The organism is Candidatus Competibacter denitrificans Run_A_D11 (genome assembly GCF_001051235.1).
Taxonomy (GTDB): domain Bacteria; phylum Pseudomonadota; class Gammaproteobacteria; order Competibacterales; family Competibacteraceae; genus Competibacter_A; species Competibacter_A denitrificans.
In genome coordinates this window covers 1-22756 of record NZ_CBTJ020000055.1, presented here as the reverse complement: position 1 = coordinate 22756, position 22756 = coordinate 1, and the positions used below count along the sequence as shown (strand labels likewise).

The 22756-nt window shown below is 56.2% G+C and carries 20 protein-coding genes; 12 read left to right on the top strand and 8 right to left on the bottom strand.

The genetic code is table 11. From position 1 onward, the window contains the following. Positions 1–8 precede the first annotated feature (8 nt). The 6 genes from BN873_RS11795 (at position 9) to BN873_RS11775 (ending at position 7086) form a co-directional block, all read left to right on the top strand. Positions 9–1844 (top strand): ATP-binding protein, encoded by a 1836-nt coding sequence (locus tag BN873_RS11795; RefSeq protein WP_082161240.1) that lies wholly within the window; start codon positions 9–11, stop codon positions 1842–1844. 20 nt (positions 1845–1864) lie between these two features. Further along, positions 1865–3148: an urea ABC transporter substrate-binding protein gene (urtA, locus tag BN873_RS11790; RefSeq protein WP_053085330.1), complete on the top strand. Its 1284-nt coding sequence runs from the start codon at positions 1865–1867 to the stop codon at positions 3146–3148. Positions 3149–3341: 193 nt separating this feature from the next. Then, positions 3342–3476 (top strand): hypothetical protein, encoded by a 135-nt coding sequence (locus tag BN873_RS21180; protein ID WP_277921596.1) that lies wholly within the window; start codon positions 3342–3344, stop codon positions 3474–3476. Positions 3477–3528: 52 nt separating this feature from the next. Then, complete coding sequence (gene gabD / locus BN873_RS11785) at positions 3529–4977, top strand: NADP-dependent succinate-semialdehyde dehydrogenase (protein WP_048673893.1); 1449 nt, start codon at positions 3529–3531, stop codon at positions 4975–4977. Positions 4978–5076: 99 nt separating this feature from the next. Continuing rightward, positions 5077–6213 carry a glycerate kinase gene (locus BN873_RS11780; RefSeq protein ID WP_048674056.1) on the top strand — a complete coding sequence of 379 codons (1137 nt, stop codon included), beginning with the start codon at positions 5077–5079 and terminating at the stop codon, positions 6211–6213. A 150-nt stretch (positions 6214–6363) separates the two neighbouring features. Further along, positions 6364–7086: a superoxide dismutase gene (locus tag BN873_RS11775; RefSeq protein ID WP_082161239.1), complete on the top strand. Its 723-nt coding sequence runs from the start codon at positions 6364–6366 to the stop codon at positions 7084–7086. A gap of 85 nt (positions 7087–7171) precedes the next feature. Here the strand turns inward: BN873_RS11775 and BN873_RS11770 are convergent, their stop codons facing one another. Further along, positions 7172–9433 (bottom strand): PhoPQ-activated pathogenicity-related family protein, encoded by a 2262-nt coding sequence (locus tag BN873_RS11770; RefSeq protein ID WP_048673892.1) that lies wholly within the window; start codon positions 9431–9433, stop codon positions 7172–7174. A gap of 182 nt (positions 9434–9615) precedes the next feature. On the opposite strand from BN873_RS11770, the gene BN873_RS21255 reads away from it, so the two are divergent. Then, positions 9616–9873, top strand: coding sequence for an enoyl-CoA hydratase-related protein (locus BN873_RS21255; protein ID WP_320411709.1), 258 nt, complete (start codon positions 9616–9618; stop codon positions 9871–9873). Beyond that, positions 9867–10394, top strand: coding sequence for an enoyl-CoA hydratase-related protein (locus BN873_RS11765; protein WP_320411710.1), 528 nt, complete (start codon positions 9867–9869; stop codon positions 10392–10394). The genes BN873_RS21255 and BN873_RS11765 overlap by 7 nt, the downstream gene beginning before the upstream one ends. A 91-nt stretch (positions 10395–10485) precedes the next feature. Here the strand turns inward: BN873_RS11765 and BN873_RS11760 are convergent, their stop codons facing one another. Further along, positions 10486–11634 (bottom strand): radical SAM protein, encoded by a 1149-nt coding sequence (locus BN873_RS11760; protein WP_048673891.1) that lies wholly within the window; start codon positions 11632–11634, stop codon positions 10486–10488. Between the two features lie 50 nt (positions 11635–11684). Between BN873_RS11760 and BN873_RS11755 the strand changes: the two genes are divergently transcribed. The 4 genes from BN873_RS11755 (at position 11685) to BN873_RS11740 (ending at position 17290) form a co-directional block, all read left to right on the top strand. Then, on the top strand, positions 11685–11879 hold the full coding sequence (locus BN873_RS11755; RefSeq protein ID WP_048673890.1) for a hypothetical protein: 195 nt from the start codon (positions 11685–11687) through the stop codon (positions 11877–11879). Positions 11880–11992: 113 nt separating this feature from the next. Then, positions 11993–14092, top strand: coding sequence for a tetratricopeptide repeat protein (locus tag BN873_RS11750; RefSeq protein WP_048673889.1), 2100 nt, complete (start codon positions 11993–11995; stop codon positions 14090–14092). Between the two features lie 163 nt (positions 14093–14255). Then, positions 14256–16904, top strand: a complete 2649-nt coding sequence (locus tag BN873_RS11745; protein WP_048673888.1) for a bifunctional acetate--CoA ligase family protein/GNAT family N-acetyltransferase — start codon at positions 14256–14258, stop codon at positions 16902–16904. 17 nt (positions 16905–16921) lie between these two features. Continuing rightward, a complete protein-coding gene (locus tag BN873_RS11740; RefSeq protein WP_171820462.1) occupies positions 16922–17290 on the top strand; it encodes a response regulator in 369 nt (122 codons plus the stop codon). Positions 17291–17314: 24 nt separating this feature from the next. On the opposite strand, the gene ahpF is transcribed toward BN873_RS11740, so the two are convergent. From ahpF to BN873_RS11710, 6 genes are all read right to left on the bottom strand, one after another. After that, positions 17315–18880, bottom strand: a complete 1566-nt coding sequence (gene ahpF / locus BN873_RS11735; RefSeq protein ID WP_048673886.1) for an alkyl hydroperoxide reductase subunit F — start codon at positions 18878–18880, stop codon at positions 17315–17317. A 120-nt stretch (positions 18881–19000) separates the two neighbouring features. Beyond that, positions 19001–19564 carry an alkyl hydroperoxide reductase subunit C gene (gene ahpC, locus BN873_RS11730; RefSeq protein ID WP_048673884.1) on the bottom strand — a complete coding sequence of 188 codons (564 nt, stop codon included), beginning with the start codon at positions 19562–19564 and terminating at the stop codon, positions 19001–19003. Positions 19565–19782: 218 nt separating this feature from the next. Then, positions 19783–20538 carry a polyphosphate--glucose phosphotransferase gene (gene ppgK / locus BN873_RS11725; RefSeq protein ID WP_048673882.1) on the bottom strand — a complete coding sequence of 252 codons (756 nt, stop codon included), beginning with the start codon at positions 20536–20538 and terminating at the stop codon, positions 19783–19785. Between the two features lie 108 nt (positions 20539–20646). Next, a complete protein-coding gene (locus BN873_RS11720; RefSeq protein WP_048673881.1) occupies positions 20647–21636 on the bottom strand; it encodes a 2-hydroxyacid dehydrogenase in 990 nt (329 codons plus the stop codon). Between the two features lie 54 nt (positions 21637–21690). After that, positions 21691–22092, bottom strand: coding sequence for a type II toxin-antitoxin system VapC family toxin (locus BN873_RS11715; RefSeq protein ID WP_242434423.1), 402 nt, complete (start codon positions 22090–22092; stop codon positions 21691–21693). Then, positions 22077–22310: a type II toxin-antitoxin system Phd/YefM family antitoxin gene (locus BN873_RS11710; RefSeq protein WP_048673878.1), complete on the bottom strand. Its 234-nt coding sequence runs from the start codon at positions 22308–22310 to the stop codon at positions 22077–22079. The genes BN873_RS11715 and BN873_RS11710 overlap by 16 nt, the downstream gene beginning before the upstream one ends. Between the last annotated feature and the right edge of the window lie 446 nt (positions 22311–22756).

Sequence of the window (22756 nt, the reverse complement as noted above, 5' to 3'; positions counted from 1 at the left end):
TAACTATCATGACATCGACAACCACTATGGCGTTGCCTACTCCCGTAGACGCCTCCATTTTTGAGAAATCATCTGCCCTAAACTGGGAACGCATCGTGCGCGGTTGGCTGCTTGGCTTGCTGATCGCGATAGGCATCGGCGGCTCAATCTGGGGTTTTTACCAGGAAATCCACAAGGAGAAGGCTCGGGCTGAACAAGCATTTGAAACACGTTCCTTGCAGCAGGCCGATGCTATTAAATCCTATCTGGACGGCACCTTGTCGGCCATGAAATCGTCCATCACGGACAACCAACGGGCCACCACCAGTGTCATTGGCGAAGACGCCAGCACGATATTGCGCAGCAACATTAAGCAACTGTTGAATAGCCAGTACGTGTTGAGTTCCGCAGCATGGCTGCCGAACGATCATAGTGGTCAGTTCCGGGTTAACTCGGTTTTCCATAGCCCGTTTTACGGGGCGCGCACGGATGATCTGACTGTAGGGCAGGATTTGACGCTTGTGCCATCGGTCCAACGCACGATGAGTGAGATTATCAACCACGGCCGGCCTGCCCTGTCTAGCCTTGGGGAGCAGAAGCAGGTCATTGCGCTTGCGCCAGTCTACACCTCAAGCCAGCAAGCGACTCGCCAACAACGTGCGGAGAATTTGGCCGGTTTTGTGGTCGGCGTAGTCGATATCGCTGCCGTCATTGAAGTGGGTCTACAACGCGCCAATCTTTACGACACGTATACCGAACAGACCTTGATCGACACAGCAGCCGACAGTGCCGGTGAGCTTTATGCGCGGCGTATTGCCAAGGTGGAGGGTGCTGGTTCGCTCGCTCATGTGACTGATGTCACAGCGGGTGGCGCATCCTGGCGGCTGCGGTTCGTCGCCCCTTATGCGGTATACGGTAAGGAAACCCCAAAAAGCGCCTGGGTGGTATTGGTCATTGGTCTGGCAGTCACCGGAATCTTGGTGGCCTTCGCTGCCAGCCTAACCCACAGCGCCCGTATCGAAAAAGTCGTGCATAAGCGCACCGCTGAACTGAAAGACGCGCATGAGAAAGTCCGTGAATCAGAACTGATGTTGATTCAAGCTGAAAAATTATCCTCGCTGGGCGAAATGGTGGCTGGTGTGGCGCATGAGATCAACACACCACTCGGTTTTATCCGCTGTAATCTGGAAATGATGAAAGAGCAATTTGTCGATTTGCAAGCTGCCTACAGCCAACACGCGGCTGTGGATGGAGCACCTGCCGACGCTGACCCGTTGGCACTCTATAACAATGGCACCTTTGAGGATCTATCGAGCATGGTGGTCGAGAGTGCCGAAGGTATTGAGCGCATCTCGGAAATCGTGGTGAGCCTAAAAGATTTTAGCCGCATGGACCGACTGAACTTCGATGATGTCGATTTGCACCGTTGCATCGACAGCACCCTTAACATTGCCCATAACCGGATCAAGCATAGCGCCAAGGTTATCAAGGACTACGGCCAATTACCGCTGGTGAGCTGCGCTTCAGGGCAAATCAACCAGGTGTTGCTCAACATCATTGTTAACGCCGGTCAGGCTATTGAGGGCTTTGGCGAAATTGTTATCAGCACTCGTGCCCATGGCGATAAGGTGAGCATCTCTATCCAAGACAATGGCCGGGGTATGTCGGCAGAGGTGAGGAAGAAGATTTTCCAACCCTTTTTCACCACCAAGGATGTGGGCAAGGGTACCGGTCTTGGGCTTTCCATCTCCGAGAAGATCATCCGCCAGCATAATGGTGAAATCCTGATCGACAGCACCGAGGGTGTTGGTACGACCTTCACCATCATCTTGCCGGTCCAGCAAACGCTTTCCAAAGCGGCCTAATCTGAACGGGAGATTATAAAATGAAAATTCGCAAATCAATGGTTTATGCTGCCGCCGGTCTCGCCATGGCCCTGGGTGCCTTCTATGCTCTGCAAGCTCCGCTAACCCGCGATGCAGTCGCCAAAAACCAATCCCCGATCAAAATCGGCGTACTCCATTCGCTGACCGGCACCATGGGTTTTAGTGAAAAGGCCGTCGCCAATGCCACGTTGATGGCGATTGAGGAAATCAATCAACGGGGTGGCGTCCTCGGCCGTCAAGTTCAGCCAGTTGTGGCAGACGGCGCTTCTGATTGGCCAACCTTCGGGCGGGAGGCTGAGCGGTTGATCTCTGACGAGAAAGTTGCCACCGTGTTTGGCTGCTGGACCTCTGCCAGTCGTAAAACGGTCAAGCCGATCTTTGAGAAGCACCAGCATCTATTGTTTTATCCGGTGCAATACGAAGGCTTCGAAGCCTCGCCTAACATCGTCTACACCGGAAGCACACCCAACCAGCAACTGACACCTGCCGTGCAGTGGAGCTTCGATAATTTGGGGAAACGTTTCTACCTGATCGGGTCTGATTATATTTTCCCCCGCATGGCCCACGAGATCTTCAAAACCCAAATCCAGGCGCTCGGTGGTGAGGTGGTGGGCGAAAACTTCTTGCTACTCGGTAGCGGTGATACGGACGCTGTGATAGCCGACATCCTTGCCAAAAAGCCTGATGTGATCCTCAATACCCTCAATGGTGCTAGCAACGTGCCCTTCTTCAATGACTTAAAGATGAAAAACGTACGCGCACCGGTCATGTCGTTCAGTATCGGCGAATCTGAAATCAACGCCATGGGTTCAAAACTGCTTGCCGGCCATTACGCGACCTGGAGTTATTTCCAGAGTATTGATAGCGTTGCCAACGAGGATTTCGTGCGGCGCTTTAAGGCTAGATATGGTCAGGACCAAGTTGTAAACGATCCCATCGAAGCGGCTTACACCGGGGTTTATCTGTGGGCGCAGGCGGTTGAGAAAGCCGGTAGCCCCGATGTGGGCGCGATCCGTCAAGCGGTGAAGCAACAGATATTCAATGCCCCGCAAGGTCAAGTGATGGTCGATCCGCATAATAACCATACGTGGAAGACAGTTCGTATTGGGCAAGTACGTGATGATGGTCAATTTTCAATCGTCTGGGCATCTTCCGATCCGGTTCGGCCCATACCCTACCTGGCTTCACGCACGGTCGATCAGTGGGACCAAAAGGTACAGGAATTCTATACCCAGTGGAATAATGGCTGGGCGAATCCGACTATTGATCCCAACCAGTTCTAAACATTGAGTATGGGCGATACCGGCAGGAAGCGACGGGTGCCCACATTGCTCGAACCTGAGCAATGTGGGTATCCTGTCGCTTCAGTTCAAGGCCGGGGAAAGTGCCGCTACGCTTGGCTTCACCGGCGAAGACCTGTTCGATATCGACTGGCTGGTGGCCTGACTGGCGAATGGTCTGACGGATAAGCGGGATGTGGCGGCCAAAGCAACGGCTGCGGATGGCTCTGTAAAAATTTTTGCCGCCATCCCCCGCATTGATACACCAAAAGAGGCGCTGTATCACAGGCGCCGCAATATCTTATCTGACGTGTCGCGGCAGATGATTTGAGAGTTTCGGCTAAATCGATCCGTATCTCTTTTTCGACTTGGAGTCTCCGACGATGCTGAAGCTTAACGACCCCTCACTCTTACGGCACCAGTGCTTCATTGACGGCCAATGGCGCGACGGCACGGCCCAGATCGACGTGACTAACCCCGCCAACGGCCAGCTTGTTGGAACCGTACCCCGATTCGGCAACGTGGAAACACGCCAAGCCATCGAAGCTGCCCACCGCGCCTGGCCGGGCTGGCGAGCCAAGACCGCCAAGGAACGCGCCGGGTTACTGCGCCAATGGTTTGAACTGATCATGGCCAATCAGGAAGACTTAGCCCTGATCATGACCGCCGAACAGGGCAAGCCGCTGGCCGAGTCACGCGGCGAAATCGCTTACGCCGCTTCCTTCATTGAATGGTTTAGCGAAGAAGGCAAGCGGGTCTATGGCGATACCATTCCTGCGCCGGTCGCCAACCAACGCATCGTCGTAATCAAAGAACCCATCGGAGTGTGCGCCGCGATCACCCCGTGGAATTTTCCGGCGGCGATGATTGCCCGTAAGGCCGGGCCGGCGTTGGCAGCCGGTTGCCCCATGATCGTCAAGCCTGCCTCACAAACGCCGCTATCCGCGCTGGCGCTGGCGGTGCTGGCCGAACGGGCGGGAATTCCAGCGGGCGTACTGTCGGTGGTTACTGGCACGGCCGGTGAGATTGGCACCGAACTATGCACGAATCCCCTCGTGCGTAAGGTTACCTTCACCGGTTCCACCGAAGTTGGCCGGGTGTTAATGGCGCAAACGGCCGCCACCATCAAGAAGGTCTCTATGGAATTGGGCGGCAATGCGCCCTTTATTGTCTTTGATGACGCCGATCTGGATGCGGCGGTCGAAGGCGCATTAGCTTCTAAATATCGCAATGCCGGTCAGACCTGTGTCTGTGCCAATCGGTTGTACGTGCAGGCAAAGGTCTACGATAGTTTTGCTGAAAAACTGGTTGCGGCGGTGAAAACGCTGCAAGTGGGCGACGGTAGCGCTGCTGGTGTGCGGATCGGCCCGTTGATCGACGAGAAGGCAGTACGCAAGGTCGAGGAGCATATCGCCGACGCCAAGGCGAAGGGTGCTACGGTGCTGACCGGCGGCACACGGCACGCGCTGGGCCATTCGTTCTTTGAGCCGACCGTACTGGCCGGGGCGAGCCGCGACATGCTGGTCGCGCGTGAGGAGACCTTCGGCCCGTTGGCCCCGCTGTTCCGCTTCGAGACGGAGGACGAGGTGGTGGCGATGGCCAATGACACCGAATTCGGCCTTGCCAGTTATTTCTACGCGCGTGATCTTGGTCGGGTTTGGCGGATAGCCGAACGACTGGAATACGGCATGGTTGGCGTTAATACCGGACTCATCTCCAACGAGGTGGCACCCTTCGGCGGTGTTAAGCAATCAGGTATTGGCCGCGAGGGTTCGCACTACGGCATTGAAGATTATCTGGTGATCAAGTACATCAACATGGCCGGTATTTGAATCATCTTGCAAGACGACGATATCCTGCATAGCCTTAAGTAGCCATGCTTTTTTTCGGCGTGGGTTGCTCACTCAGATATCGCTATGGAGGACGGAAACTTGCGTATCGTCGCCGCTCCCGATTCCTACAAAGGCAGTGTTTCCGCTGTCGCAGTTGCCCAGGCGATGGAACGCGGTATTCGGCAGGTATTCCCAACCGCCGAGGTGTGTAAAGTACCCATTTCCGACGGTGGCGAGGGCACGGTCGAAGCACTGGTCACCGCCACCAACGGCCAATTCCGCCATACTCAGGTTATTGATCCGCTGGGCCATCCGGTCACCGCGCAATGGGGCATTCTCGGCGATGGTCAGACCGCCGTGATCGAAATGGCCGCTGCTTCCGGCCTGCCTCTGCTGTCCCCCGACCAACGCAATCCTCGCCTGACAACGACCTTTGGCACCGGCCAGTTGTTGAAAGCGGCGCTGGATGCTGGTTTGCGCAAGATCATCCTCGGCATCGGTGGCAGCGCCACCAACGACGGCGGCGCTGGGATGGCCCAAGCGCTCGGTGTTCGCTTCACCGGCGAGGATGGCGCGGAATTGCCTTACGGCGGTGCGGCGCTGGCTCGCCTCAGGCAGATTCATCTGGATGGTCTCGATCCACGCTTGTGGGAAACCGAGATAACAGTCGCTTGCGACGTGGACAATCCGCTGTGTGGGCCGTGTGGTGCTTCTGCGGTGTTCGGGCCGCAAAAGGGCGCAACCCCGGCAATGGTCGCCGAACTGGATGCCGCCCTCGCCCACTTTGCCGCTTTGGCGACGGCAGCGACCGGGCGGCAGGCGGCGGATCAACCGGGCGCGGGTGCGGCGGGTGGCCTGGGCGCGGCCATGCTATTTTTCACCCCGGCTCAGCTCCGGCCTGGCGTCGAGATTGTGCTGGACGCCGTGCATTTCGCTGAGGTGGTTCAAGCGGCGTTCTTTGTTCTCACCGGCGAGGGCCGCACCGATTTTCAGACCGCATTCGGCAAAGCACCGGTCGGTGTCGCCAAAGTCGCCAAGCAATTCAACGTACCGGTGTTCTGCCTCTCCGGTGCGCTGGGCGAGGGCACCGACACGCTGTTAAGCCACGGCATCGACGCGCTGCTGAGTATCTGCGATAGGCCGATGACACTGGAACAGGCGATGCGCGAGGGACAAACCCTGATTGAAGCCGCTGCCGCCCGCTTGTGTCGAATCATCCACGCGGTACGGCCCTAACCCGAAAAATTCTTTTGATCTGGCAGACTCTAAAACGTGCCAGCCGTAGCGGCGGCTGATCCGCCACGGCGCATCGTCTACACTTCAAGCCAGGTTGATCCAATGCGCTGGGTGCTTTTGCGCGCAGCGCCCCCACAAGGAGTCGATTCGATGTCCCCTACTCTGTCCGATTACGCTTTAAACCGCCGCCGTTTTCTGACCACCGTGCTGGCGGGTTCCGCCGTACTGACGCTGGGTGATTTAGTGCTGCCCCGCGTGGCGCGCGCCGCCGCCGCAGGCCCCTTTACCCTGCCGCCCCTGCCCTACGCCAACGACGCCTTGAGTCCGGTGATTTCGGCCAACACCATCGGTTTCCATTACGGCAAGCATCATCAGGGCTACGCCACCAAGCTCAATGAATTGGTCGCCGGCAGTCCGATGGCCGATCAATCACTGGAAGCGATCATCAAGGCAACCGCTGGCAAAGCCGACCAGGCCGCGATTTTCAACAACGCCGCGCAAGTGTGGAATCACACCTTTTACTGGAACAGCCTGAAACCCAAAGGTGGCGGTAAACCGACCGGTGCATTAGCCGAATGGATCGACAAATCCTTCGGCGATTACGACAAGTTCAAAGCGGAATTCACCAAAGCAGCGACCGGCCAATTCGGCAGCGGTTGGGCCTGGCTGATTAAAGACGGTGACAAGTTGGCGGTGACGAAGACCGGCAACGCCGATACGCCCATCGCTCACGAGCAAAAACCGCTACTGACCGTCGATGTATGGGAGCACGCCTATTATCTCGATTACCAGAATCGGCGGGCTGATTACGTGGCGGCTGTGCTCGATAATTTGCTGAATTGGGAATTTGCCGCCAAGAATCTGGTCGGCTGATTTTCGGTATTGGGGGAATACTCTACCCATAAAAAAACCCTCTCCCGCGAGCGAGAGAGGGTTTCGGTCAGAGACCAATAGCCAGTTACTGAGCTTTAATGATCACGAAGTTCTGATGGGCTTCTGACCAGCGCAGGGTGGCGGTCTTACCGGCTTGCGGGAAGTTCGATAGAGGAAACTCACCGCTGGCGCCTTGCAAGTACTCTTCGCCCAAAGTCGTCACTGTAAACCCGACGTTGGCGAATTCCGTTCCGTCCGCAAACGCCCGCAAAACGTGACTGCCATTGCCGATGCGGTTCCAGTTGACGGTGTAGCCGAACCCGTTGTTGGCGTCACCACACACCGGCGCTGTGTCGAGCCGTGTGGTGCCGTAAGCGACTTGCTCGCGGGCACCGTTATCGATTTGCACTTCCACGGTTTTCGCATTGCAAATCCAGCCACGGATCAAGCCGATCCCACTTTCAAAAGAGCCTTGCTGGGGACTTTCCAGATGAGCGGGCAACGTCGAATTCACCGGTGTGCCGCCAATGGGCTGGGTGCTGCCACCCACGATCACAAAATTCTGGTGGGGTTCCGACCAGCGTACCGTGACGTTTTTCCCCGCCTTGGGGAAGTTGGGCAATGGATATTGGCCTTGGACGCCTCGCAAATACTCCTCACCGAGCGTCGTCACATTAAAGGTGGTGCTGGCAAATTCCGTTCCGTCTGCGAACGCCCGTAAGGTATGGCTACCGTTGCCGATGCGATTCCAATTCACGGTGTAACCGAACCCGTTATTGGTATCACCGCAAATGGCCGCCGTGTCTTGGCGCGTCGTGCCGTAAGCGACTTGTTCGCGCGTGCCGTTATCGATTTGCACTTCCACGGTTTTCGCATCGCAAATCCAGCCACGGATCAAGCCGATCCCGCTTTCAAAGGAACTTTGCTGTGGGCTTTCCAGATTCGATTTGCGATTTCCGCCACAAGCCTGTCCGGCATACGGCAAAACGTCTGGAGTAATATGCACGTCGGTCGAATAGACTTGATCCGGTTTAAGCACGCCAGTGCTCGGAAAGGTGACTTCAATAAAAAACGCTTTCCAGCCGCTCGTCGGCGCTTGCACTTTGCCGGTATAGGTGCCGTCGGCGCTTGCGGTTAGCTCTTGGCTAGTCCACATCGGGCCGAGAGACTCAAGCCGAAAATCGCGCGCTTTGGCATTGGTGGCTTGCCACAGACGCACCTGTTTTGGCTGGTTGGTCGGCGAAACCCGCAGTGTATCGCTGCCTTCCACAGTCCAGGTGATTTGCGGACTGGTCTTGTTACCGAGAATGTTGTCGATCCACGATAAAGCGTTGACGATGGTATCGTCGCTTTGTTTGTGATCGGTGTTTGGGGTATAGCGTAGCCACTTGGGGCCGGGCAAATCGCCGTAATAGAAGCGAGACGAGTCGGTAACAAAGAACTGGTCGCCGGTGGCATTAAGGATTAATTTCGGCATTGTGTAACGGTCGCGGTAGGCGTAGGGGTCAACGACCCGCAACAGTTCTTGACCTTGTGGGGTCTGTAGGCGACAGGGCAAATCAAATTCCACATAATCCTTTAAGGCCGGTGCGAAGAATCCGTAAGCTTCCCAGTGATGGATAAACTGGCGACCCAAATTCAACATATCGATGGAGGCGGGTATGATGGCTTTCACCCGCTTATCTACGGCGGCAGTTAGCCATGTTGTCCAACCACGCTTAGATCCACCCAGGACCAGGAAATTTTTAACCGTTTTGCCTTTACCGGCGGCGAAGGCTTGCACGGTATCCATGGCGCGAACAGCCGCCTTGGTCATCGCCAAATGGACTGCCCATTCCAGGTCACCCGTGTCGAGGGCTTTATCAAGGCTGTAGCCAAGAATGGCATCCTCCTGGCGTCCATTGGTCGGATCATCAGTGAAGTAAAGCGGCTGATTGGGGATCTGGCGCACCACCGCCAAGATGGCGCCGGTGGCAACAGCCGCCGCACCGGCTATCTGGCTTACGCTGCTGAGGGCTGCCCCTTCGTTATCGCCGCCGTCGATCAGCAAAATTGCGGTATCGGTGCTATCCAAGGCCAATTGAGGGATGACGACAACGACCTCATGCTTCCAGATCGGTTTATCAACTTCGGCCGCTGAGCGCCATTGCTGTGAGGTCATATCAAGAAAATAAGCGCTATAGCCGATCTCGTGCTTGGTCAGGTACTCCCTGAAGCTATAGTTGGCATCTGGCTTGGCCACATAACGATCCAGAGCGGTTTCCGCCGCCGAGGCTGTGCCGGCGAACCCAATGAGCAGAGCAGCTAGCCATGGGGTATAACGCCAGGATTCCTTGGGTTTGAGCATGATGAACTACCTCTAGTCTGCACAATGTAACTGAGTGAATAACCAGCGATTGTCGAAAACGGTAAGTCAGCGTTGACCGTTAACGACAGCCGAAAATTCGGGTCAAGCCTACAATATTCCATGTGGAATATCGCCCATTTAAGAAAGGCGCACTCACAGCGCCCACTGTCTAGGAGAGCGATGTGTCCCTAATCATTACCGAAACCGAGAACCGCATCGGCACCATCATCATGAATCATGCGACTAAGCGCAATGCTTTGAGTGAAGCGCTCATTGAAGAAGTGACGATTACCTTGGACGCTTTTAAAGAGCAGAATATCCGTGCAGTGGTGCTGCGCGCGCCGACCGGCACCAAAGTCTGGTCCGCTGGTCACGATGTTAGCGAGTTGCCAAACCGTGGCCGCGCCCTTTGGGTTGGGCGGATTCGTTGCGGGTGCTGACTCGGGCGATTCAGGAGTACCCAGTCCCGGTTCTTGGTTTGATCGAAGGTGGAGTCTGGGGCGGCGGCTGCGAGGTCGCTATGGCTTGCGATATTTTAGTCGCTACACCGGAAGCGACTTTCGCCATTACGCCGGCCAAGCTCGGCGTCCCGTACAATCTGGGCGGCTTGCTCACGGTGATGAACATGATCCCATTACCGGTCGCCAAGGAAATGCTGTTCACCGTGCAACCGATCCCAGCGGCCCAAGCCCTGAATCTGGGTGTTGTCAACTACATCAAGCCAGCCGAAGAAATCGAGATATTCGTCTATCATCTGGCCGGCCAAATCGTCGCGAATGAGCCGTTGAGCATTTCGGTGATGAAGGAAGCGCTGCGCTTGCTCTCCAGCGCTCGCTCAATTACCCCCGAACTGTTCGAGCGAATCCAGGGGTTTCGGCGTACCGTGTACGATAGCCAGGACTATCAGGAAGGGTTAAATGCGTTTTTGGGGAAACGCAAACCCCAATTTAGAGGTGAATAAGCAGTTCGGGCCTATTGAAATATTCCACATGGCATATTTTGGGATGGTGCGGAATATGCCATGTGGCATATTCCGCACCGGTGTAGATTGATCAGGCGGCCAAACTGGGCGTGGCTGACGCTTGCCGCGCCAATTTGCGGGCAGCTTGTTCCATATGCCCGAACATTTGCTGGTATAGGGCGCAGTAGGGATCTTTTTCGAAGAGGCTGCCGTGGACGGTGTAGGTGCGCACGGGACAACCCCCATGGCAAAGGGATAGGTAGTCGCAGCTTAGGCACTCACGCTGGATCAGTTGAATTGGGCGTTCGTTGAACTGCTTGCGCACTGGGCTGGTCTGTAACAGCTTAGCAAGGCTGTCACATTCAAAAATATTGCCGTAATGATAATCGGGGTAGCTGGTGACCCAGCAATCACATTGCGCCACATAACCCCGCGCATCAATGGAGATCAGGGAGTTGGCACAGTTATCACTCCAAATGCAGGGAAGGGTGGCTGGTTGGTGGCCGAAGTGTTGCAGCAGGGCATCCAGCGGCCCGACTCGCACGCCGCAATCACGGCCGCGCGCTAGCCAGACATCGGCCAGCTCGGTATAAAATCGACCCAGCGCTGCCACTTCATCGACAGGCAATGCTTTTTTGGCAGTGCTCCCTGTGCCGCCGGGGAAGGGGGTGTTGACCTGAAAATCGGTAATACCTAACTCATCGACGAAATGGCTGTAAAACCGTTCCGCACCGAGTTCCAGCGTCGCCCGGTTAGGAACAGCGATAACCTGGATCTCAATACCGGCCGCCCTCGCTTCGCTCACCCGCCGTGCCCAAATTTGGTTATACGTATCCGGCTCATGTCCGAGCAACTTACGGTGCAGGTTGGGATAGTCCAATGAGGTGCCCACGCTGTTGCCGAACATGTCGGCGATCACCTTGTTCCAGCGAGAGCTATAAGCCAGCATGTTGCTTTGCAGGCTGTGTACGACGGTCTTGCCACGCGCCTCGGCCTCACGGCGGATCAGATCATTAGCCTGTTCATACCAACTGGGCGGTAGCAGCATCGCCTCGCCTCCCTGCCAGTAAATCTCCAGCGATCCTAGAGATTTCTCCACCATATAGTCCAAAACCTTGCGTATCATCTCGCCAAGCCGATCTAGCGTCAGCCGATCACTCGTTTTATCTTCAAAGCAGTATTCGCAATCTGCGTTGCATTGCAGAGTCGATAGAAGAATCAAAGAAATATGGCTTTTCATGCCGCTCAATACCTAAGCTTTGGTGAAAATGAAAAAAGGCGTGTAAGACGATGGCGATCAGCCTGCTAAAAGCGCTCACCGCCGCTCGGCAAAGCGACGGCGCGGCGGCAGTCCTTATGATAATCTATGGTAAGACCAAGATTTTGCGAGAATATCCCACATTGCGGAAAGAATCAGCATTGAGAAAATATGCCGGGATACTGCTTTTAAGGGTGCGGGGCAATAAAATGATTGCGGTAAATTAACCGACATTGCGCAACCGAACACGTACCCTCCGCCAGATCGGCGCTACGCAACCTTGATGCCCGCTCGTGCGTCATAGCCTATTTATTAGGGGCTTAACAGGCAACCCAAATCTATGGACCCGACATTTAAGTTAACAGCGCTTGGTATCCAGCCCCAGCAGGATTCACAGGCAGTCCGGCGCAAACTTGCCAATTTTTTTCAAGGCGGATCTAGGGAAATAGACGCGCTGATTCAGCGCATTCTGACCGATGAGTATGTCGTGCTTGCTGAGAATCTCCCGCTGAATACCGGGCAAAACTTGCTACGAATGCTCACCGATAGCGGTTTGAAATGCCGTCTGGAGCCGATGAGGCTTACCTTGGCGCCGCTTGAGAAAGATACTACGCATTATCAATGTCCCGCCTGTGGGCACAGGCAAGCCGTGGCTACCGATGGTACGGACATTTGTGAGCGTTGTGGCGTCGTCGGTCATAGTTACCAGGCCTATACGGAGAAAAAAGAGGCTTTTGAGCGCGAGCGCCTGCAAGGATTGTTGACCTCAAAAAATAGGGTTAGAACGGAAGCGCTCAAGGGTAGGATCAGCAAGCAGCAACAGAAAGCCGAGATGGAACTGCTCACGCGAGTGCTGCGTCGGGCTGAAAAAAATATAGGCATCAGTCCATGGGTCAAACTTAAAGCGGCTCTCAAGTTCAGAACATTGGGATCTGCCCTGGTAGCGATAGGTATGGGTTTCCTGGCGTGGCAACACTGGGGAATCGATGAATCGATCCGGCCCAAAACAGCCGTCAAACCCCTGTTTGAAATCTCAGCCAGCTCTATCAGTGATGCCGTGCTCAAAATGGAGCCTGTCGCACCCCAAGAAAAGCAAAGAACCGATACCCGTTCAGTATCGGCAAGTCCGGCCACCAACGTGGCCGGTGAGCCTGCGGCAGGTGCAGCTAAGCCAACCGCACCTCTCCCGGTCCCCACGCCCTCAGGCCGAAGCGAGCCTAGTCCAGTTTCAGCACCGTCCAGTACCATCGCTGTTTCCCCAAGTAACGATACGGGGTTCGGCAGCAAAAGCGCGGCGCGTGTTGGTACGCGCACTCAACCGGAGACAAGTACCGCCGGCGCGCTCAGTACTCCTCAAATGGGTGCCGTTTCTACGGTGGAAAGCTCGCCGGATGCAGGTCATTCCGCTAGCAGAATGGATAGCGCGACTAACTCCAGCTTGTTGATCGAACCTGACAAGCTTGCGCCCAGCGAACCACAATCGCCGAGCACTGCCTCAATAGGTCCGAAAACCATTACCCCGGCGGCGACTGTGACTGCAACACCGATACCGGTCACACCCGACAACGCCCGCTTGATGGTGGAATGGGCCCGTTACCAAACAGAAATCGGCGATACAACGACCGGGTTGGCAACTCTTGGCCGTGTTGCTGAGCTACTTGAGGAGCAACCGAGTCGTTTTTCGGCCGAACAGTTGGATTCCATCAATCATGCCCGAGTCGTTGCGATGGGAACAATCGCCATGGAGCGATACAAAGAAAAAGCAATGACTGTTGCCCAAGATCAGTGGCTGCAAGCCGCCAGGATAACCAATATCATCGGGTCTGCCAGTGAGCGTTCCCTGGCCTACGCCAGTCTTGCGCGCTCCTTAAACACGAGCAATGCTACCAACGCGGGCGACTACTTCAAACGCGCCGGAGAAAACGCCCGCACGATCACTGATCCGGCTACGCGGGCTGTGACGTTGAGCGCCTTAGGGCGGGATCTGGCCGCGACCGGGCGCACCGATCAAGCCGGGGAGGTCTTCGCTCAGGTCAAAAATATCGTCGCCGATTTGTCCAGCCAGCCCAGCCACTTGGTTGCGCTCAGCACCGTGGCACAACACTTGGCGGAAGCCGGTGCCACCGCTGCCGCCAAAAACCTGTTGCAGCAGCTTGCAGGTATCAAGCTCCAAGTACCGCCGCCGGCGATGCTCCAGCATCGGTTGCAAGCACAGAGCGCGCTGGCCCACAATCTTGCGGTCAATGGGGATGCCGACACCGCCCGGAGCGAGTTTACTGCGGTGTTGAGCGCGGCGATGGCCATTAAAGATCAGGCCATGCGCGATGCCACCCTGTTGTACCTGGCCCAAATGCTGGTTCGTGCTGGGGATCTGACCTCTGCGGATCGAATTGTCGCTGATGTCTTGCAAAAGCGAATACCCCCTAGCTCCGCTCGCTAAAAATGATCATCGGTATCGTCGCTAGGGGCCTGGATCGGCGTTATGGTCGCCGCGCGTGGGAAATTCCCGCTCTGTTGGAAGGGCTGTTATAGTATCTTTCCAACAGCCTCGTCTTATCTTAATTCGTCGGCCTGCCTAGCTCGAACGGAACCAGTCGCTGTTCATGACCATTCGCAACCTGGATTATCTTTTTAAGCCGAATGCCATTGCGCTGATCGGCGACGGTGGTGATGCCGAGATCATCATCGCCCGCAATCTGATGCGCGGGGGTTTCAAAGGGCCGATCATGCCAGTTGACCCCAAGCGTTGGGCCTTGGAAGGTGCGTTGGCTTATCGCGATATTGCCGACTTGCCGGTTCCACCGGCCCTGGCCATCATCACCCGACCCTTGCCAAAGATTCCGCCGTTGATTGAGCAACTGGGTAAGCGTGGGGCGCGTGCGGCAGTTATTTACAGCGATGCGCGTGATCTTGCGGAAAAAGAACGCGCAGCCTTGTGCCAAGCCGTGCTGGATGCCGCCAAACCCTACCTGTTGCGGGTACTGGGGCCTAATTCTCAGGGCTATAACGTGCCGCTGGCCAACCTCAACGCCAGCCTCAATCACCAGCGGCTGTTGCCTGGTCAAATCGCGTTCGTTACCGAATCCGGCACTATTGGACAGACCGCTGTCGATATCGGCAACCACTATGGCTTTGGTTTTAGCCATCTGATTCATTTGGGCGACGGCCTGGATGTCGATTTAGCCGATATCCTCGATTATCTGGCGGGTGATTACCGGGTGCGGGCTATCCTGCTTTATCTAGAACACATTGGTGATGCCCGGAAATTCATGTCGGCGGCCCGGCGGGCGGCGCGCGTTAAACCAGTGATCGTGCTCAAGCCGCGCCGCTTTCCCGATACTCCCGACGATACGGTTTACGCGGCTGCGTTCCGCCGCGCCGGGCTGTTGCGCGTGGATGATAGCGATGAACTCTTGCGGATGGTCGAGGTGCTCAAGGCCGCCAGATTGGTGAATAGCGACCGGCTAGCAATCATCGGCAATAGCGCGAGCATGAGCTTGCTGGCCACCGATATTCTCTATGATTTCGGCGGGCGCTTGGCACAGTTTTCCGAAGCGACCCAACGTGGCCTGGAAAGCCTCATTGAACCGAACACCTCGCCCAATCCACTGGATCTTGGCGATCAGGCCGATGAAAAGACTTATGGGAAAGCTCTGGATTTGCTATTTGCCGACCCCGGCGTCGATGGTGTGCTGGTCATTAAAACCCCCAGCACATTCGGTGATACCACAGCAGTCGCCGAGGCTCTGCTCCAGCGACTGACCAGCCACCGCTGTGTTATCGCCAGCTTCCCCGGTTCGCTCACGGGTGCCGAAGCTCGGCAGCGGTTGGGGCGAAAAATACCGACCTATGAAATGGCCGGCGATGCGGTACGAGCCTTCATGCGCATCGTCCAGTACAAGCGCAACCAGGCGTTGTTGATGGAGACACCGCCCTCGTTGCCGGAAGAATTTACTGCGGATGTTGCGCTGGCGAAAACCATTATCGCCAAAGCGCTGGCCGGTGGTCGCCACCAGCTCAACGAATACGAAGCAATGCAACTGTTGGGCGCCTACGGCATTCCGGTGGTCGAGACCCTGACCGCGCGCTCACCGAATGAAGCGGCCGAGATCGCTGCTCGCCTGGATCAGGCGGTGGCTCTGAAAATCATCTCACCCGATGTCGTCAACAAGTCGCAGATTGGTGGAGTCGCGCGCTATTTGATCAGCCCAGAAGTGGTGCAACAAACGGCCACTGCAATGCTGATGCGCTTGCGCACGGTAGCGCCGGCGGCGCGGTTTGATGGCTTTGTGCTGCAACCGATGGTGCCACGAGATGGCGCCTACGAGATAGCCTTGGGCGTCCGCCCCGGTGGGGGTTTTGGACCGGTGATCTATTTCGGGCAAGGTGGCACTGAGGCGGATACTATCGACGATTTCACCTGCGGTTTGCCACCGATCAACCTGCATCTGGCCCGCGAGATTATGGGGCAGACTCGTATTTACAAGCGGCTACGTTACAGTCTCCTGCGCCGGGCCGATCTCAACGCGCTGGCGCTGACCCTGGTCAAGATTTCGCAGATGGTGGTCGATTTGGACGAGTTGACCGAATTGCACATCAACCCGCTGTGGGTCAATGCGCAAGGCGTGGTGGCGCTTGATGCCAGGGTACAACTGACGCCTGTCACCAGCACTTCAGGCCCGGCGCAGCGCTTGGCGATCCGCCCCTATCCCAAGGAACTGGAGGAGGCTCTCAGCCTGGCGAACGGTCGGGAGATGTGGCTGCGGCCGGTTTTGCCGGAGGACGAGCCAGCGCTCCATGCGCTGGTCTCGCGGGCTTCCCCCGAAGACTTGCGCCGCCGGTTTTTTCAGCCGATCCGCGAACTTTCCCACGAAATGGCCGCCGGTCTCACCCAGATCGACTATGACCGGGAAATCGCGTTGGTGGCCGCCGGCCCAGGTTTGCCCGGTAAAGCCGAAATTTATGCCATCGTCAATTTGAGCGCCGACCCGAATAATGATCGCGCCGAGTATTCCATCTTGGTGGATCGGGCGCTGATCGGTTTTGGACTCGGCAACCGACTGATGCGCCGGATGATTGACTATGCCCGTACAAGGGGAATCGGGGAGATTTATGGGGAAGTGCTCAAGGAAAACAAGCCGATGCTCCAATTGAACCAGGCGTTAGGCTTTGCCATCCTTGCCGACACCGACGATACCAGCTTGTACCATGTTATTCTGAAACTCCATGATATCGGCTCTTCGGCCGGATGAAGCCCAAGCGAGAACTGATGAGCGAGAAACGTCTGCTGGTCATTGACGATGAGCCTGAAATTGGTGAATTTGTCCGCAAAGTTGCCACCGGCCTTGGCTACGAGGTGCAGGTGACGACTGACGGTCGTGCTTTCCAAGCGGCCTACCATGAAATGCGGCCAACCACCATTGCGATGGATATGGTGATGCCAGAGATGGACGGCAACGAGCTGGTGCTGTGGCTGATGGAACAACAGTACGATGCCAACCTGATCATCATGACCGGCTACAATCCCGATTACGCCAAGGACGCGCGCCTGCTGGCGGAGTTCAAGGGTCTGCGTTCGGTGATCACGCTGATCAAGCCGATCCGGCTGGATAAACTGCGTGAAGTTCTGAGCGCTTGAATCCTCCACTCCGCTAGCTGGCACTCAGCTCGCCGCTGGGGTGCGAATCAGGTAATCGAAGGCGCTGAGGGCCGCTTTTGCCCCATCACCTGCGGCAATGACGATCTGCTTGAACGGCACCGTGGTGCAATCGCCCGCCGCAAACACGCCCGGCACGTTGGTGGTGCCGCGTGCATCGACCACGATTTCCCCGAACTTGCTTAATTCCATGGTCCCCTTAAGCCATTCGGTATTAGGGATCAAACCGATCTGAACGAAGACGCCTTCCAGGGGCACCTGCTGAGTGTCACCACGTTCCCGCTGCTTGAAAACGATACCGTTTACCTTACCGCCCGCGCCGGTGATTTCGGTGGTCTGGGCGTTGGTATGTACGGTCACGTTGGACATGCTGTAGAGCTTTTTCACCAGTACGGCATCGGCTTTCAGTTCGGGCATAAACTCCAGCACGGTGACGTGCTTGACGACGCCAGCCAGATCGATGGCTGCCTCAATGCCGGAATTGCCGCCGCCGATCACCGCCACATCCTTGCCCTTGAACAGCGGGCCGTCGCAGTGCGGGCAATACGCCACACCCTTGGTCTTATACTCCTGTTCACCGGGAACATTGACGTTGCGCCAGCGTGCGCCGGTGGTCAGGATCACGGTACGGCTTTTCAGCGAGGCTCCGTTGGCCAGCTTGACTTCGATCAGGCCGCCGGGTTGAGCGGCGGGAATCAGTTGCTCAACTCGTTGCAGATTCATGATTTCAACGTCGTAGGCCCGCACATGCTGTTCCAGACCGGCGGCGTATTTCGGGCCATCGGTTTCGGGCATGCCGGGGTAGTTCTCAATGGCTAGGGTATCAAGTACCTGGCCGCCGAAGCGTTCCGCCACCACACCGGTACGAATGCCTTTGCGTGCTGCATAGACCGCCGCCGCTGCACCTGCCGGACCACCACCGACGATCAAGACCTCATAGGGAGCCTTGGCGTTGAGTTTCGCGGCGTCACGCTTTGCTGCGCCGCTATCGACTTTGGCAATGATCTCCTCGACGTTCATCCGGCCGGAACCGAAATACTCGCCATTCAGGAACACGGTCGGCACGCCCATGATCTGGCGGTCTTCGATTTCGTTCTGATACAGGCCACCGTCGATGACGGTCGCTTTCACCCGTGGGTTATTCACCGCCATCAGGGTCAGCGCCTGCACCACATCGGGGCAGTTATGGCAGGAGAGGGAGATATAGACCTCGAAATCGAGATCAGCGTCCAAGCTCTTGATCTGTTCGATCACCTCTGGCTCAACCTTGGGCGGATGGCCGCCAGTCCACAGTAAGGCCAGTACCAATGAGGTGAATTCGTGGCCCAGCGGAATCGCAGCGAAGTGCAGCTTCATATCACTGTCGCTGTGGTTGATGCTAAAGGACGGTTTACGTGCGTCGGCCCCATCGGTTCTGAGCGTAATCTTGTCGCTCATGGCCGCGATTTGTGCGAGCAGGGTGCGCAGTTCCTCGGATTTTTCACTGCCGTCAAGCGAAGCCACCAGTTCGAACGGCCGAGTAACGCGCTCCAGATAAGCGGCTAATTGGGTTTTGAGATCGTCATCTAACATCGGAAGGGTTCCTTATCAAAAAAACAGCTCAAAAAAAACCGAACGGGAGGGCGTCGTCGCCCTGGCACCGTCCGGTTGAGGCGCACGCTGCGCGTGCGCCGTGATGCCGGAGTCCGTTGCTTAGATCTTACCGACCAGATCCAGCGAGGGCTTGAGGGTTTTTTCGCCTTCCTTCCACTTGGCCGGGCAGACTTCGCCCGGATGGCTAGCGACGTATTGCGCGGCTTTGACCTTACGCAGCAGTTCGGACGCATCGCGGCCGATCCCCAGATCATGGATTTCGCAAACCTTGATCTGGCCTTCCGGGTTGATGACGAAGGTCCCACGCAGGGCCAGTCCTTCTTCCTCGATCATCACGTCGAAGTTGCGGGTCATGGTGCCGGTGGGATCACCGATCATCACGTAATTAACCTTCTTGATCGCCGGCGAGGTATCGGCCCAAGCTTTGTGCGAGAAATGGGTATCGGTGGAAACAGAATAAACCTCGACGCCCAGCTTCTTGAACTCTTCGTACTTGTCGGCCAAATCTTCCAGCTCGGTCGGGCAGATGAAGGTGAAGTCGGCCGGATAGAACACAACCACTGACCACTTGCCTTTGAGTGACTGGTCGGTGACTTCGATGAACTTGCCGTTCTGGTAAGCCTGAGCCTTGAAAGGTTTGATCTGAGTGTTGATCAAGGACATACGTAGTCTCCTGTTGCAGATGAATGGTGGCTTGATGAAGTTGATGACCCAATCATAGATGGTGGCTATGGGTTGAATCCAATTTATTTTATCTAAACTATCGTTAGCTAATTTATATCAGGCACGCGCCAGGAAGAAGAGGGCGGGAATAGCACCGTATACGGGTGATAAGCTTTTCCATATTCAGTCACAAGAATGCTATGCCCTCAAGATGACATTTAGGCGATGCTGGCACGCAGTCGTTCCTCGGCGAATAGCGCTGCCCCGATCATGCCAGCCTGATTGAGAAATTGCGCGGGGGCCACGGGCGCTTGCACGCTGATCTTCTCCGCGAACTTTGATAGCTTTTTGCTGGCCCCGCCGCCTAGTATGATCAAGTCAGGCCAGAACAGCTTCTCCATGGCGAGCAGATAGCGATTAAGACGGTTTCCCCAGTCTGTCCACTTGAGATTCTGAGCGTCGCGCACGGCTTCGGAAGCATAGCGTTCGGCTTCCTGGCCATTGTCGAGCAGGATATGACCCAATTCGGTATTCGGTAGTAGGTGGCCATCGCTAAACAGCGCTGTCCCAAGACCCGTGCCAATCGTGACGATGAGCACGACGCCAGCGACTCCCCGGCCGGCACCGAATCGGATTTCGGCCAGGCCCGCAACATCGGCATCGTTGGCGACATAAGCCGGGCAGCCGGTTTGTTTTGAAAAATACTCGCCGACCGGCAGGCCGATAAAGGACGCATCAATATTGGCTGCCGTGCGGGCGACGCCGTGCTGGATAGCAGCGGGAAAGCCGATACCGATAGGACCCGTCCAATGATGTTGTTCGGCCAGCGCTCGGATCGTGACGCCGACGGTTTCGGGTGTAGCGGGGCGGGGCGCGGCGATGCGTACCCGTTCCCCGGTGAGTTCCCCGGTCTCTGTTTCGATCACGGAACCCTTGATCCCCGAACCGCCGACATCAATACCCAAAATTTTCATACGTTGCCTCTGCTCCCCTGGAAAAACTATCGGTGCGGCGTCTGCACGATGGCCGCTGTGGACGGTCTGCTAATCGTGCGTTTCTGTGTGATCTACGCCAGATTTTAGCTACTCGCTCACCGCGTTCGCACACTGCCCCGTTTTTTCGAACTCGGCGAAATTCCCCAGCGTGGTTTCAGCGATGTTGCGCAGCGCATGATCCGTCAGAAAGGCCATGTGCGATGTCACCAGCACGTTGGGAAAGGTCAGCAGGCGGGCCAGTTCGTCGTTGGTCGGCACTTTATCGGAAAGATCGCGGTAGAAGTAATCGGCTTCTTCCTCGTACACGTCAATGGCGAGCATTCCAATCTTACCGTTTTTCAGGAACTTGATTACGGTGTTGGTATCGAGTAGCGCGCCCCGGCTGGTGTTGACGATGAATACGCCGTCCTTCAAATACGGCATGGTTTCCTGATTGAGGATGTGTTGGGTTTCCGGGGTCAGCGGGCAGTGCAGGGTGATGATGTCGGATTCGCGGGCGAAGGTCGGGCCGTCCACATAAGTCGCCCACTGTTTCACCGCCTCGTTGGGATACTTGTCATAGGCCAGAAGCCGACAGCCGAAGCCGCTGAGGTTCTTGATCACCATTTGGCCGATCTTGCCGGTGCCGAAGACGCCGACCGTTTTATCGCGCAACTCGAAGCCTTCCAAGCCCGCGATCTCGAAATTGAATTCGCGGGTGCGGTTGTAGGCTTTGTGGGTTTTGCGCCCCAGGGTCAGGATCAGGGCCAAGGTAAATTCCGAGACGGCGTTGGGCGAATAGGCCGGGACGCGGGCTACCATGACGCCATGCTGTTTCGCCGTCGCCAAGTGGATTTGGTTGTACCCGGCGCTGCGGGTGGCGATGATTTTGGTGCCGTGTTTGGCTAGGTCGGCGACCACCTCGGCGTTGCAGTTGTCGTTGACGAAGATACAGACACCGGGAAAGCCGCGCCCCAGCGCCACCGTTTCCGGCGACAGGCGCGGTTCGAGAAAGGTCAGTTCGTGGCCGAACGGCATGTTGTAACGTTCCAGCGACTGACGGTCGTAGGATTTGCTGCTGAAGATGGCGATTTTCATGAGGTCAACTCGTGTTTTTGATGCTTCTGAAATTCCGGGACAAAGGCCCTGTGACTACCAGACCGTTTTGGAATAAAAGGCTTGGATCGCGTCATCTTTGCTGATGAGCGGTAAGTCGTGGCGCTGGGCAGTGGCTACGATAGTGCGATCTGCCGGATCACGGTGCGCCCAGGAAAGATTCAGGTTGGTCAACCAATGTTCAACATCGACGGCAACCAATTCCAAACCCTTGAGTGCCCGCAGCCGCTGTACATATGCTTCCAGACTCAAGCCAAGGTCCAGATGGCCGCGCTGAATTTTGATGCCGATTTCCCACAGGGAGATGGTGCTGACTTTCGCGCCGGTCGTCGGAATCTGGTCGCAGAGATGCCTGGCCGTTGCTGAGAGGCGGACAGGATCAAGCGTCCACCACACCAGGACATGCGTGTCCAGCACGATCATCAGCTCTCGCCCCATTCCGCCAGAGTCGGTTCCAGTAAATCCCCATGTTCTTGAAGGCGACCGCGCACATCGGCAAACACGGCCTCTACCGTTGCTTCCGGTTGATAGGGAATCACTTTCAGCACCGGTTGCCCGTTGCTGGTGATAATCAACGCTTCTCCAGTAGTTTCGATTTCCCGAAAGTACGCCAGCATTTTTGCTTTGAGCACCCCTTTGGAGACGGTCTTCATCATTCGGCCCTCTGTAAAACTATAGTCATGATACTGGTCATGATAGGGTTCTGAGGTAAAAAATACCAGATTGAACCGTCCTGAAAACCTTGGAGGCTGTATGTTGCAAACCTTCTATCAAACTGCATTTACAATGAATCACCTGTACTTTTTTAGGGTGTGTTGACCTATTCTAATGGACGCTACGAGGGTGAAATCCAGAATGGCCAGCCAAAGGGTCGAAGTGTCATGACCTTTCTCAACGGCGAGCGCTACGACGAGTGGCGGAATGACCACCCCACCGGCAACGGTGTCTGGACTAAACCGTAACCCGCTGCACTACCGGTTGTGATGAAACGCCCCTCTCCTTTTGAGGGAGAGCAACTGTGTTGTCATCTCATGGCCTGCACTCTGCGGGAGGCTGCCAAGGGGAGTTGGTCTTGAGGATGGCATTGAGGATGGTCAACAAT

What these genes read in the sequence shown, in the direction of transcription:
- BN873_RS11740 (WP_171820462.1), top strand. Translation starts at nt 16,922, where the DNA reads ATGAGCGAGAAACGTCTGCTGGTCATTGACGATGAGCCTGAAATTGGT.
- gabD (WP_048673893.1), top strand. Translation starts at nt 3,529, where the DNA reads ATGCTGAAGCTTAACGACCCCTCACTCTTACGGCACCAGTGCTTCATT.
- BN873_RS11745 (WP_048673888.1), top strand. Translation starts at nt 14,256, where the DNA reads ATGACCATTCGCAACCTGGATTATCTTTTTAAGCCGAATGCCATTGCG.
- urtA (WP_053085330.1), top strand. Translation starts at nt 1,865, where the DNA reads ATGAAAATTCGCAAATCAATGGTTTATGCTGCCGCCGGTCTCGCCATG.
- BN873_RS11715 (WP_242434423.1), bottom strand. Translation starts at nt 22,092, where the DNA reads ATGGGGCGAGAGCTGATGATCGTGCTGGACACGCATGTCCTGGTGTGG.
- BN873_RS11710 (WP_048673878.1), bottom strand. Translation starts at nt 22,310, where the DNA reads ATGATGAAGACCGTCTCCAAAGGGGTGCTCAAAGCAAAAATGCTGGCG.
- BN873_RS11750 (WP_048673889.1), top strand. Translation starts at nt 11,993, where the DNA reads ATGGACCCGACATTTAAGTTAACAGCGCTTGGTATCCAGCCCCAGCAG.
- BN873_RS11795 (WP_082161240.1), top strand. Translation starts at nt 9, where the DNA reads ATGACATCGACAACCACTATGGCGTTGCCTACTCCCGTAGACGCCTCC.
- BN873_RS11755 (WP_048673890.1), top strand. Translation starts at nt 11,685, where the DNA reads ATGGCGATCAGCCTGCTAAAAGCGCTCACCGCCGCTCGGCAAAGCGAC.
- BN873_RS11760 (WP_048673891.1), bottom strand. Translation starts at nt 11,634, where the DNA reads ATGAAAAGCCATATTTCTTTGATTCTTCTATCGACTCTGCAATGCAAC.
- BN873_RS11770 (WP_048673892.1), bottom strand. Translation starts at nt 9,433, where the DNA reads ATGCTCAAACCCAAGGAATCCTGGCGTTATACCCCATGGCTAGCTGCT.
- ahpF (WP_048673886.1), bottom strand. Translation starts at nt 18,880, where the DNA reads ATGTTAGATGACGATCTCAAAACCCAATTAGCCGCTTATCTGGAGCGC.
- ppgK (WP_048673882.1), bottom strand. Translation starts at nt 20,538, where the DNA reads ATGAAAATTTTGGGTATTGATGTCGGCGGTTCGGGGATCAAGGGTTCC.
- BN873_RS11775 (WP_082161239.1), top strand. Translation starts at nt 6,364, where the DNA reads ATGTCCCCTACTCTGTCCGATTACGCTTTAAACCGCCGCCGTTTTCTG.
- BN873_RS11720 (WP_048673881.1), bottom strand. Translation starts at nt 21,636, where the DNA reads ATGAAAATCGCCATCTTCAGCAGCAAATCCTACGACCGTCAGTCGCTG.
- ahpC (WP_048673884.1), bottom strand. Translation starts at nt 19,564, where the DNA reads ATGTCCTTGATCAACACTCAGATCAAACCTTTCAAGGCTCAGGCTTAC.